This window comes from Lentzea tibetensis, from assembly GCF_007845675.1.
In the GTDB taxonomy this organism is placed as follows: Bacteria; Actinomycetota; Actinomycetes; order Mycobacteriales; family Pseudonocardiaceae; genus Lentzea; species Lentzea tibetensis.
In genome coordinates this window covers 202,027-214,377 of record NZ_VOBR01000011.1, presented here as the reverse complement: position 1 = coordinate 214,377, position 12,351 = coordinate 202,027, and the positions used below count along the sequence as shown (strand labels likewise).

Here is a 12,351-nt window from a genome sequence, read left to right as displayed (position 1 = left end):
GTCAGCTCCCCCCGAACGCGATCGAGATCATGTCCGCCGGTGCGCGGACGGCCGCGAAGTGACCGCCCGGCACCTCCACCCGCCTGACCGGCCCGGTGGTGTGCTCGGCCCACGCCCACATCTGCTCCGGCGACAGGTGCGCGTCGTCCCGCGCGGCGACCATGGTCAGCGGAAAGCCGACGCGCAGGCCGATGTCGCGCGGGAACTGCCGCCGCACCGCGTAGTCGTCGCGCATCAGCCCGACCAGGAAGCCGGCCATCGCGGGTGACGACAGCAGCTCCGGCGCCGTGCCGCCGTCCGCGGCGATCTTGTCCAGCAGGTCGGCGTCGCTCATCCCCGCCGTGTCGTCGACGGGTGGCTGGAGCCGCGGTGGCAGTGCCGCCGACACGACGGCGCACAACGGTGGTGTGCCGGCGATCCGCTCGACCTCGGCGGCGACGGCGAGGCTGAGCATCGCGCCGAAGCTGTGGCCGAACGTCGCGAACGGCACGCGGCCCGCGGACTCGAGATCGGCGGCCACATACTCGGCCGTCGACGCGACGACCTCCGGGTAGTCGAGCACCTTGGGTTCACGTGCCCGCAGTCCCCTGCCGGGCCGGTCGACGCCGACCACCTGCACACCGGGTGCCTGCCACGGCCGGTAGACGGACGTCGTCGCGCCCGCGTGCGGAAAGCAGTAGAGCCGCACCGCTCACTCCCCCATCCGCTCGGCGAGCATGATCGTCGTCAGGTTGGTCGGCGCGCTCGGCATCGTCGGGAACACCGACGCGTCGATCACCCGCAGCCCGTCCAGCCCGTGCACCCGGCACCGCTGGTCGACAACGGCCATCGGGTCGGTCTCCGGCCCCATCCGCGCGGTGCCGACGGCGTGCCAGCCGGGGCTCATCACGTTGCGCACCGCGCCGCGCAGCAGGGTGTCGTCGGCGACCATCGCGTCGGTCCACAGCTGGACGTCCTCCAGCCGTGCGGCGAACGCGGGTGAGCGCAGGATCCGCCACGCCTTCCGCACGCCGTGCGCGAGGCGTTCCACGTCGTCCGGCTCGGTGCCGAAACCCAGCTCGATCACCGGCTTCCCGTCCGGCTCCTCGAGGTGGACGCGGCCGCGCGACTCGGGACGCAGCAACATGACCGAGATGCCGACGACCATGTCCCAGCCCAGCCGGTTCGCGAAGCCGGGGATGGTCGAGCTCTCGACGTTGTTCAGCAGCCACACCTGCACGTCCGCGCCGTCGTCGCGCACGCCGCTCGACATGCGGGCCGCGACCTGCCGCCACGGCGCACCCGGAGCGCACACCCCGTCGCGCGGCTTCGCCCAGATCACGATCGACGGGTGGTCGACGAGGTTCTCGCCGACGCCCGCCAGCTCGCGCACGGGGCGAACTCCCAGCCGTGCCAGCACGTCCGCCGGTCCGACGCCCGAGCGTTGCAGGATCACCGGCGAGCCGATGGCGCCCGCGCTGAGCACGACCTCGCGGGCGCGCACCGTCTCGACGGCCCCGTCGCGGCGCACCTCGACCCCCACCGCGCGCCGGCCGTCGAACAGCACGCGGGTGACCGCGCATCCGGTCCACAGCTCGACATCAGCGTCGGTCAGGTACATCGCGCGGACGTCCCTGCGCTCCCGGCCGACCGTGTTGGCGGGCACCGGACCGACGCCCAACTCGGTGCCGTCGTTGAGGTCCGGCACGTCCGGCAGCCCCATCCGCGTGCACTCGTCGTGGAACGCGACCTCCAGCTCGTGCAGGTCGTCCGGCCGCCGGATCGGCAGCCGCACCCGGTCGTAGAACGGCTGCACGGCCTCCCAGGACCAGTCCGGGTTGCCGAGCTTCACCCAGTCGTCGAAGTCCCTGGGCAGCGCCCGCATCGCGACCGCGCCGTTCACCGCGGACGAGCCGCCGACGACCTTGCCGACGCGGTACGGGAACCGGCCCCACAGTGCCCGCGAGCTGTGCCGGGTCTTCGTGCGCAGGTTCGCGAGGTGGTCCCAGTTGAAGCCGTCGAGGTGGAGTTTCGTGCCGTCCAGCAACGGGTTCGGGTCGGGCTGGTCGGGACCGGCCTCGATGAGCAGCACGCGTTTCGCCGCGCCGAGACGGCTCGCCACGACCGCGCCCGCCGAGCCTGCCCCGACCACCACGACGTCGTACTCGGTGCTCATGACCCGGCGGCCGATCGGACGACGTCCGCGAACTCCGCGATGGTGGCGTTCATGAACAGCCCCTCGATCACCTGCTGCTCGGCGGTCGAGTCGAGCCCGAACTCCGCGCGCAGGTGGCTGAGGATGCCGACGGCGTGCAACGAGTCGCCGCCGATGTCGAAGAACCCGTCCTCGACACCGAGATCGCCGTGGCCGAGCTGGGCCGCCCAGATCCGCAGCAGCCGTTCCTCGACGTCGCTGCGCGGCGACACCCGCTCCTCGTCCTCGCCGCCGTCGCTCCACGGCGCGGGCAGCGCGCCGTGGTTGATCTTGCCGTTGGTGGTGAGCGGCAGCGCGTCGATCGTGACGTAGTGGTTGGGCACCATGTAGCTCGGCAGGACCTCGGCGAGTGCCTTGCGCACCAACGTCGTGTCGACCTCGTCGTCGAGCACGAGGTACGCGGCGAGCTGGCGGTGGCCGGTCTGCGGGTGCGCCGGTGCCGCGACGAGCGCCTGCCGGACGCCCGGCTGACGGTCGAGCGCGGCCTCGATCTCGCCCAGCTCGACGCGGTAACCGTTGATCTTCACCTGGAAGTCGGTGCGGCCGAGGATCTCGATGTCGCCGCCGGGCAGGTATCGGCCGAGGTCGCCGGTCTTGTACAGCCGCTCTCCCCCGACGTCGACGAACCGCTCCGCGGTGCGCTGCTCGTCGGCCCAGTAGCCGAGCGCGACCCCCGTGCCGCCGATGTAGATCTCGCCGGTCACCCAGGCCGGGCACGGGTCGAGCCGGTCGTTCAGCACGTGCAGCGTCTGGTTCCACAGCGGTTTGCCGTACGGGATGCTCGGCCACTCCGGCGGCACCTCGCCGATCGGGAAGAACACCGACCAGATCGAGCACTCCGTCGCGCCGCCGAGGCTGATCACGTCCATCTCCGGGAACCGGGCGTGGATCTGGCCGGGCAGGCTCGTCGGGATCCAGTCACCGCTGAGCAGTGCGAGCCGGACGGTGTCCGGCGCGTCGTCGCCGAGCGACTCGACCCACAGCCGCATCGGCGCGGGCACGCTGTTCCAGATCGTCACGCCGTGGCGGGCGACCAGCTCGGTCCAGTGGTCGACGTCGTTGACCCGGCCCGGCGACGGGACCACCACGGTGCCGCCCGCGCCGAGCACGCCGAAGACGTCGTACACCGACAGGTCGAAACCCGTTGGGGCCAGAGCGAGAACGCGATCGGTCGGACCGACGCCGAACCGCTCGTTGATGTCCTGCACCGTGTTGCCCGCCGCGTGGTGGGCGATCATGACGCCCTTGGGCTCACCGGTCGAGCCGGACGTGAAGATCACGTACGCTAGGTCGTCCTCGGTTTGGCTGCTCCGCAAGGGTTCCGCACTGAGGTGCGCGACGTCGTCGAGCGTCACGACGGCGATGTCATCCGGCCACGTCAGCTCGTCGCGCAGCGCCGGTTCGGTGATCACGGCCTTCGCCGCGCACCGCTTCAGCAGCGCCAGCCGCCGCTGCTCCGGCAGGTCCGGGTCGATCGACACGTACGCGGAGCCGGAGTGCAGGACGCCGAGCAGCGCGGAGTACAGCTGGGCGCCGGGCCGCATCGACACCGCGACCAGCGTGTTCGGCTCGCCGTCCAGGCCGCGTGCCAAGCGGTGCGCGTCCTCGGTGAGCTGCCGGTAGGTGACCTCCACGTCGTCCGCGATGACCGCGACCGCGTCGGGCGTGCGTGCGGCGGCCCGTGCGACCAGGTCGTGCAGCCGGACCTTCGGCAGGTCCTTCGCGGTCGCGTTGGCCTCGCGCCGCTCGGCGGCGTCCGCGTCGGGCAGGCGCACCAGGCTGCCGGTCAGCTCCCACGCGTCCTCGTCGTCGACCAGCCGGTCGAGCACCGCCCGGTACTCGGCGAACATCGCGTCGAGCACGCCGTCGGGGAAGAGCCCGTCGACGGAGTTCCAGTTGACGGTGAGACCGCAGTCCGCCTCGACGACCTGGTTCTCCAGCCAGATCTGCGGTGTCTGGCTCTCGGTGCGCACCAGCTCGCCGAACACGCGCAGCGCGTTGGCGTTCAGCTCGCTGCCGAGCACGCTCGAGTAGACGACCGGCATCGAGACACCACGGCCGTCGCCCCGCCTGCGGGCCAGCTCTCGCAGCACCTCGATGCCACCGAACGCGGAGTGGTCGAGGTCGTCGCGCAGCCTGCTCTGCACCGCGGCGACGCGGTCCTCGAAGGTCTCGGCCGTGTTGTCGTGGGCGGCGAAGAGGGTCAGCGACAGGAAGTCGCCGATCACGTCCTCGGCGCGCGGGTCGAGCGAGGTCACCGTGACGGTGAAGTCCGGCCGCTTCGACCACGTCCGCAGCACCTCGCAGTACGCGGTGAGCAGCACGGCGTTCGGGCTCAGGCCGCGGCCCTTCGCGGCGGCGGTGAGCGCGGCCCAGTGCTCCTTGTCGACGGTCGTGCTCAACCGGTGGAAGCTCGGCGTGCCGAGCCGTTCGGGGGGGGTGGCGAGCGGCAGGTCGGGGGCGGGCGGCAGGTCGTCGACGCGGGAGAGCCAGTAGCGCTCCTCGCGGGAGGTGTCCTGTGCCCGTTGCGCGGCAACGTGGTCGCGGAACGACGTGGTGAGCGGCGCGGGCGCACAGCTGGCGTCGTCGTAGTGGTTGCGCCACTCGTTCAGCATCAGGAACAGACCGCGGACGTCGATGAACATCAGATCGACGCTGAGGTGCAGGCGGACCTGGTCGGGCGCGAGCAGCGTGGCGCGGACGTCGAACGGCGGCCACTGGTCGACCGGCCGCACCTCGGCGACCAGCTCCGCGCGGACCTGCTCCAGCGCGGCCGTCTGCTCCGCGTAGCAACGACCGCGCAGGTCGGTGACCTCGATGTCGTAGGCGGGGACGCGGCCGAGCACCCGCTGGCGGCCGTCGTCGATCACCGCGCGCAGCATGTCGTGCCGGTCGACGACCTTCCGCAGCGCGGCGGTGAGCCGGGGAACGTCCAACTCCGGGCAGTCGAACTCGAAGTACGAGTGGGCGGCCACGCCGCCGAGCTCGAGCCCGCGGTGCCGCCCGACGAGGTAGGCGTGCTGGACGTCGGTCAGCTCGAACGGCTCGCCCGCCGGCTTCTCCGCTGGGCCCGAACCCGCCGGACAATTCAGGAAATTCATCAACTGCCCAAAGGGATCATCCATGGCCCCGACCTTTCAGGAATGCTTTCAACAAACAGGCACGACGATCACTCGCCCCTCGAACGAATCGTCGATCGCCCACTGATGGCATCAGCAGCGCTCAGTCTTGTCAACTGAACGCACATGCATTTCCATTCGTGCATGAGCACATCACCTCGCATCCTGATCGGCGCAACCGGATCGGTCGCCATCACGGCCTTACCGACGTACATCAACGAGATGCGCAGCCATTTGGGTGGCACGTACACGGTCCTTATGACGCACACCGCTGCTCAGTTCTTGCCACCGACCACCGTCGCGATTTCGGCCGAACGAGTGGTGAGCGGTGAGTCACCTGAGGACTGGCCGACCGACAAGCCGTCGCGGCTCGTGGCGGACCACGACGTGCTGGTCGTCCTGCCCGCGACGGCGAACGTCCTCGCGGCCGCCGCGGCCGGGGCGGCGCCGAACCGGCTGGCGACGATCGTGCTGGCCGCCACGTTCCCGGTCGTCTACTTCGCGTCGATGGGCGCGGCGATGTGGGCCAAGCCCGCGGTGCGGCGCAACGTCGCCCAGATCCGCGCGGACGGCGGCCACGTGCCGGAGCCGGTGTGGCACGACAGCTACGACCCCGGCTCCGGCACCGTCACGCACCACCCGACGATGCCGTCACCGGCGGAGGTCGCCAAGATCGTCGGCGACCTGCTGAGCTGAAATGCCGTTAGGGCACCCTCGCGGCGTTAAGGCCGCGAGGGTGCCCTAACGGCACTCGAACTTGTCCGCGATCTCCTGCCACGTCTGCGCGCACGCGTGCGCCAGCTCGGCGACGACGCGCCTGCAGTGCGCGGGCACGGAGTCGAGCAGCTGCTCGCGTTCCCGCTCGCCGAGCGCGTGCAGGCTGAGCAGCCGGATGAGCGAACGGCCGGTCTCGGTGAACCGCAGCGACGGGTCGCGTTTGAGCCGCACGAGCAGCGACATCACGTCTTCGGTCCGCATCTGCACCGGTTCGGCGGGGCGGCGGTCCCGCTGCTGCCGGGGCACCGGGTCCTCACCGCGCGCGAGCCGGTCGCGCACGTCGCGCACCGTCCCCAGCGAGATCCCGGCCTCGCCGGCGATCTGCCGCAGCGACGCGTCCGGTTTCTCCCTCATCAGCGCACAGGCCCGCAGGCGGCCGTCGGAGCTGCTCAGCGGGCGGGCCCTGCCGTCACGGCCGATCCGGGTGCGCAACTGCGCGTCCTCGCCAGTTGCGCACCGGCGGATCGAGCCGATCGTCTTCGCGGTGAGCCCGGTGGCCTCGGCGATCGCCCGGTCCGACCACTGCGGGTGCGAGGCGATGATGCGCAGCGCGGCCGCCCGGCGGTCCGCGACCGACAACGGCAGGCCGTGCGCGACGTTCGCCTTGACGGCGAGGACGAACGCGTCCGCGGCGGCGCCGTCGTAGAACCGCACGAGCACCGCCCGCTCGCCGCGCAGCGTCGCCGCTTGGAGCCGGTGCATCCCGTCGATCACGCGCATGGTCGGCCGGTGCACGAGCAACGGCGGCAGCTCGGCGTCCGATTCGGCGAGAGTGCGCGCGTGCGCACAACTCTCGCCCGACAACCGCGGTGAGTCAGAAGGCCGCAGTTCGCTTATCGGCACCAGCACGCATTTATCCGAAGGAAGCGAGGACGCATTCTCATCGTGATCCGGATCGTCCGGCCGGCTGAACTCAACGCACCGAAGCAATTCAGGTCCCCCGAATCAATCCGAATCCCCCTCACAGGATACGAGTTGCCGTCTTAGGGGAGCCACTAACAGATAGCCGGGTAATATTTCCCGTTGCCTTGGAAAAGTGGCTGCAATAGCCGTCTCAGCTGGCGTTCTGCACAGCCCGCCGGGTGAGGTCCTGCACGAGATCGGCGTGGATGGACATCGCGGCGGCCGCACCGGCGCCCGCGGCCATGAGCACCTGGGCCCTGGAGTTGACGACGTTGCCCGCCGCCCACACGCCGGGCACGCTCGTCGCGCCGTTGCCGTCCGCGACCGCGAAGCCCCGTTCGTCGGTCGCGAGCCCGAGTCCGCCGAGCAGGCCGGGCACGAACCGGGGGAAGACGAACACCGCGTCGACGGGCACCTCGTCGTCCGCGGTCCGCACGGCGCGCACGGCGTCCTCGACGACGAGCTCCTTGACCTCGCCCGGCACGATCCGGATGTCCCACGCGGCGAGCTGGGCGCGTTCGGCGTCGGTCAGCTCGTAGGTGTGCTCGAAGAACGAGGTGCCGGCCGACCACTGCCGCACGAGCAGCGCCTGGTGCACGGCGGCGGGCGAGGTGGCGAGCACGCCGAGCGCCTGGTCGCGCACCTCGTAGCCGTGGCAGTACGGGCACTGCAGCACGTCGCGCCCCCAGCGTTCCGCGACACCGGGCACGCCGGGCAGCTCGTCGCGCATGCCGGTGGTCACCAGGAGCCGCGGCGCGGTCAGCACGCGGCCGCTCGCCAGCCGGACTTCGAAGCCGGGCAGCACTTCCGTCACCGCGTCGTCGACCAGCTCACCGCCGTACGCGGCGACCTCGTCCCGTCCGGCCGCGACCAGCTCGCCGGGCGGCATGCCGTCACGCGAGAGGAAGCCGTGCATGTGCGCGGCGGGCGCGTTGCGCGGCGTGCCCGCGTCGACCACGGTCACCCGCAGCCGCGCCCTGGCCAGCAGCAGCGCGCCGCTCAACCCGGCAGCCCCGCCACCGATCACCACGACGTCGCGCACGTCACCCATGCCGTCCCCTCTCGGATTGACTTTCCCGCCTTCCAGTTACACTATTCCACAGATCTTTGGAACTATCGCCTAGGAGGCGACAGGTGCCCGAAAGGCGACTGAGGCCCGCGCTGTACGAACTGATCGCACTGGTGGGCAAGGCACTGGGCAACGGCAAGCGGCTGGAGCTGGTCGACCTGCTCGTCCAGCGCCCGTACGCCGTGGTCGAACTGGCGCAGGCGGCCGGGCTGAACGTCACCACCACGTCCGCGCACCTGCAGACCCTCAAGCACGCGGGCCTGGTCTCCACGACCCGCGACGGCACGACCATCCGCTACCGCATCGCGTCCGACGCCGTCGCCGCCCTGTACGGCCAGCTGCTCACCGTCGCGTCGACCCAGATGGCCGAGGTCGACGCGGCCGCCCGTCGCTACCTCGGCCCCGACGACACCGAGGAGATCAGCCGCGACGAGTTGCTGCGCCGGGTCAGCGCGGGACAGGCGATCGTCGTGGACGTGCGGCCGTCGTCCGAGTACGAGGCCGCGCACATCCCGAAGGCCGTGTCGATCCCGATGGACGAGCTGGAGTCGCGTCTGTCCGAACTGCCGCCGGACCAGGAGATCGTCGTCTACTGCCGGGGCGTCTACTGCTCGTTCTCGCACGACGCCGTGCGACTGCTCAACGCGCACGGGTTCCACGCCACGCGGCTGGCCGACGGCATCCTCGAGTGGCAGCTCGCGGGCCAGCCGCTGTCGTCCCCGATCCGCTGACCGGAAAAGAAAGTGCACGTCGTGCAAGTTTGAGTACTGTGGGGTCGACGACGCCGAGCTACGACCCGACTACTCCGGGTCGGGAACAGGACTGCCCGATGACCGCGGCTTCCCGGCAACGCCCCACCACCGACAGCATGCGCACGCAGCTGCCGCCCGAGCTGGTCGACCGCACGGGCTGCCCGTTCGACCCGGCAGCGGGCGTGACCGACCTCAGCGCACGCGGCCCCGTCCACCAGGTCACCGCCACGAACGGCGAGGTCGTGTGGCTGGTGACCGGGCACGACGAAGCGCGTGCCGTGCTCAGCGATCCGAGGATGAGCGCCGACCGGTTCCGCAACCCGCGGCTGCTGGCGCGGGTGCCCCAGGAGATGCGTGAGCAACTGCTCTCCCCCAAGGCCCGCGCGGGCGGGTTCATCGCCATGGACGCGCCCGAGCACACCCGGTACCGCAGGCTGCTGACCGGGCAGTTCACCGTGCGGCGCATGCGGATGCTCACGCCGCGCATCCACGAGATCGTCACCGACCGGCTCGACGCGATGATCGCCGCCGGGCCGCCCGCCGACCTGGTGCGCGACTTCGCGCTGCCGGTGCCGTCGCTGGTGATCTGCGAGCTGCTCGGTGTTCCTTACGACGACCGGGACTCGTTCCAGCACCGGACCGCGCAGCTGCTGAACCTCGAGACCCCGCTGGAGCAGCTGATCGAGGCCCGCGACGAGCTGCGCGCGTACATGATCGGACTGGTGCGCTCGAAGCGCGAGCATCCCGCGGACGACCTGCTGTCCGGGCTCATCCAGGACGGCGACCTCGACGACGACGAGCTCGCCGGTGTCGCGAACCTGCTGCTGGTCGCGGGGCACGAGACGACCGCGAACATGTTGGGGCTGGGCACTTTCGCGCTGCTCGAGCACCCCGACCAGCTGGCGAAGCTGCGTGCGGACCCGTCACTCGCCGAGGGTGCGGTCGAGGAGCTGCTGCGCTACCTGTCGATCATCCACATGGGACCGTTCCGGTTCGCCACCGCCGAGGTCGAGCTGGGCGGGGTCGTGATCCCCGCCGACAGCACGGTGATCATCTCGGTGCCCGCCGTCAACCGGGACGCCGAGCAGTTCCCCGATCCGGGCGCGCTGGCGGTCGACCGGCCGCGCGGGCACCACCTGTCGTTCGGGCACGGGATCCACCAGTGCCTCGGGCAGCAGCTGGCGAGGGTCGAGATGGCCGTCGGCTTCACCGAGCTGCTGCGGCGGTTGCCGGGGCTGCGACTGGACGTTCCGGCCCGCCAGGTGCCCACGCGCGACACGATGGTGGTCTTCGGCGTGCATTCCCTGCCGGTCAGCTGGGACGCGTGAAACCCGCGCCGAGCTGGGCGATCAACCGGTCGATCAGCTCGGCGGAGTTGTAGCGCGACATCGCGTCCGGCACGTCCACCCACCACTGGAGGATGGCGCGCAGCGAGGCCATGGTGGCGGCGGCGGACATCTGCGGGTAGGGGTCGGCGGAGGCGTCGACCCCGGACCGCGCGGCGATCGCCGCCGCCAGCTCCTGCTCGCGCACCGCGTAGGCGGCCATCAGGTGCGGCAGCAGGGAAGGCGTGCGGCGCAACGTCCTCAGCTGGTGCAGCCGGGACAGCTCGATGTGCTCGGGGATGACCTCGTGCAACGCCGCGCCGAGCGCGACCAGCACGGCCTCGCCGGCCGGTCGCGCGGCGAAGGCCGAGACGAAGGCGCCCGCCGTGGCCATGTCACCGGCGACGACGGCCTCCTCCTTGGAGGCGAAGTAGTTGAAGAACGTCCGCAGCGACACGCCCGCGGCGGTGGCGACCTGCTCGACGGTCACCGCGTCGACGCCGTGCTCGACGCACAGCGTGAGCGCGGCGTCCGCCAGCGCGGCACGTGTTGCCGCCTTCTTGCGTTCCCGCAGGCCCGTCATGCGGCACACAGTAGTGCGGTGACCGTCGAACAGACGATCACCGCACCGGGGTGTCAGTGCGTGGCGGCCATCTCAGCTGCCAGCCGCTCGTCACCGCTCTGCGTCTTGAGCGGCTTCTCCTTGATGAACAGCACCGCGAGCAGTGCGAGCACCGCGAACGGGGCACCGACCAGGAAGATCTCGGCGGTCGCGGTCGCGTAGATCTCGGACACGATCGCCTTGACCGGCGCGGGCAGCGCCGACAGGTCGGGCACCGAGTCCCCACCGGACGAGGTGGCCAGCGGGCCGAACTTCTCGGTCATCAGCGACGTGACCTTGTTGGCCAGCACCGCACCCAGCGCGCTGACGCCGATCGCGCCGCCGAGGCTGCGGAAGAACGTCAGCGTCGAGGTCGTCGCGCCGAGGTCCTTGGCGGGCACGTCGTTCTGCGCCGCCAGCACCAGGTTCTGCATCAGCAGGCCGACGCCGATGCCCAGCACGACCATGTGCACGCTGACCACGAACACCGTGGTCTGCGCGGTGATCGTGCTCAGCAGCAGCATGCCGCCGACCATGATCGCGCTACCGGCCACGAGGAACGCCTTCCAGCGGCCGTACCTGGTGATCAGCTGACCGGCGACGGTCGACGACACCAGCAGGCCGAAGATCAGCGGCAGGCTCAGCAGACCGGCCTGGGTCGGCGTCTTGCCGAGACCGATCTGGAAGTACTGCGACAGGAACACCGTGCCGCCGAACATCGCGACACCGACGAGCGCGCTCGCGACCGTGGCCAGCGAGACCGTGCGGTTGCGGAAGATCGACAGCGGCACGATCGGGTCGGCCGCGCGGGACTCGACCCACACCGCCAGCGCCAGCAGCACGACACCGGTCAGCACCAGCGCGGCCGTCCAGCCCGACCACCAGTCGAACTTGTTGCCCGCCAGCGTCGACCACACCAGCAGCGTGGACACGCCACCGACGATCAGCGCGGCACCGAGGTAGTCGATCTTCACGTTCTCCTTGCGCACCAACGGGAGGTGCAGCGTGCGCTGGAGCAGGTAGATCGCGGCGAGCGAGAACGGGACGCCGATGAAGAAGCACCAGCGCCAGCCGAGCCAGGAGGTGTCGACCAGCAGGCCGCCGATGAGCGGGCCCGCGACCGTGCCGACGCCGAACACGGCGCCGAAGATGCCGGAGTACCGACCGAGCTCGCGCGGCGGGATCATCGCGGCCATCACGATCGTCGCGAGCGCCGTCATGCCGCCCGCGCCGAGGCCCTGCACAACGCGGCTCGCGATGAGCACCTCGACGTTCGGGGAGAACCCGGCGATGAGCGAGCCGATCACGAACAGGCCGAGCGACGCCTGGATGAGGAACTTGCGGCTGTACAGGTCCGCGAGCTTGCCCCACAGCGGCACGGTCGCGGTCATCGCCAGCAGCTCGGTCGTGACGACCCAGGTGTAGACGGACTGCGAGCCGTTCAGGTCGGCGATGATCCGCGGCAGCGCGTTCGACACGATGGTCGACGCCAGGATCGACACGAACATGCCGAGCATCAGGCCGGACATCGCCTGGATGACGTCACGCCGCGAGCGCACCTCGGGCGGCGTTTCTGGTGAAGCTTCTGCCGGAGCGGTGTTGACCGTCATG

The 12,351-nt window shown here is 70.9% G+C and carries 10 protein-coding genes; 3 read left to right on the top strand and 7 right to left on the bottom strand.

Going from position 1 to position 12,351, the window contains the following annotated elements:
- Window position 1: 1 nt before the first annotated feature.
- From FKR81_RS19280 to FKR81_RS19270, 3 genes are read right to left on the bottom strand one after another with little or no spacing between them, the layout of a single operon-like run.
- On the bottom strand, window positions 2–688 hold the full coding sequence (locus FKR81_RS19280) for a thioesterase II family protein (RefSeq protein WP_146353468.1): 687 nt from the start codon (window positions 686–688) through the stop codon (window positions 2–4).
- Window positions 689–691: 3 nt separating this feature from the next.
- Window positions 692–2,155 carry a GMC family oxidoreductase gene (locus FKR81_RS19275; RefSeq protein WP_146353467.1) on the bottom strand — a complete coding sequence of 488 codons (1,464 nt, stop codon included), beginning with the start codon at window positions 2,153–2,155 and terminating at the stop codon, window positions 692–694.
- Entirely contained in the window at window positions 2,152–5,319 is a 3,168-nt protein-coding gene (locus tag FKR81_RS19270) for a non-ribosomal peptide synthetase (RefSeq protein ID WP_146353466.1), read from the bottom strand. The genes FKR81_RS19275 and FKR81_RS19270 overlap by 4 nt, the downstream gene beginning before the upstream one ends.
- A gap of 138 nt (window positions 5,320–5,457) precedes the next feature.
- Here FKR81_RS19270 and FKR81_RS19265 point away from each other — a divergent pair, with 138 nt between their 5' ends.
- Window positions 5,458–6,009, top strand: a complete 552-nt coding sequence (locus FKR81_RS19265; RefSeq protein WP_222598326.1) for a flavoprotein — start codon at window positions 5,458–5,460, stop codon at window positions 6,007–6,009.
- A 45-nt stretch (window positions 6,010–6,054) separates the two neighbouring features.
- On the opposite strand, the gene FKR81_RS19260 is transcribed toward FKR81_RS19265, so the two are convergent.
- Together FKR81_RS19260 and FKR81_RS19255 are read right to left on the bottom strand one after the other, a co-directional pair.
- Window positions 6,055–6,939 (bottom strand): ParB/RepB/Spo0J family partition protein, encoded by an 885-nt coding sequence (locus FKR81_RS19260; protein WP_222598325.1) that lies wholly within the window; start codon window positions 6,937–6,939, stop codon window positions 6,055–6,057.
- A 205-nt stretch (window positions 6,940–7,144) separates the two neighbouring features.
- The gene (locus FKR81_RS19255) at window positions 7,145–8,044 is read right to left on the bottom strand and encodes an NAD(P)/FAD-dependent oxidoreductase (protein WP_146353464.1); all 900 of its coding nucleotides are present in this window, start codon (window positions 8,042–8,044) and stop codon (window positions 7,145–7,147) included.
- A gap of 83 nt (window positions 8,045–8,127) precedes the next feature.
- Here FKR81_RS19255 and FKR81_RS19250 point away from each other — a divergent pair, with 83 nt between their 5' ends.
- Window positions 8,128–8,793, top strand: coding sequence for an ArsR/SmtB family transcription factor (locus FKR81_RS19250; protein WP_146353463.1), 666 nt, complete (start codon window positions 8,128–8,130; stop codon window positions 8,791–8,793).
- 98 nt (window positions 8,794–8,891) lie between these two features.
- Window positions 8,892–10,142, top strand: a complete 1,251-nt coding sequence (locus FKR81_RS19245) for a cytochrome P450 (RefSeq protein ID WP_146353462.1) — start codon at window positions 8,892–8,894, stop codon at window positions 10,140–10,142.
- Here the strand turns inward: FKR81_RS19245 and FKR81_RS19240 are convergent.
- Together FKR81_RS19240 and FKR81_RS19235 are read right to left on the bottom strand one after the other, a co-directional pair.
- Complete coding sequence (locus tag FKR81_RS19240; protein ID WP_146353461.1) at window positions 10,126–10,722, bottom strand: TetR/AcrR family transcriptional regulator; 597 nt, start codon at window positions 10,720–10,722, stop codon at window positions 10,126–10,128. The genes FKR81_RS19245 and FKR81_RS19240 overlap by 17 nt on opposite strands.
- Window positions 10,723–10,775: 53 nt before the next feature.
- Entirely contained in the window at window positions 10,776–12,350 is a 1,575-nt protein-coding gene (locus FKR81_RS19235; protein WP_146353460.1) for an MDR family MFS transporter, read from the bottom strand.
- Window position 12,351: the final 1 nt, after the last annotated feature.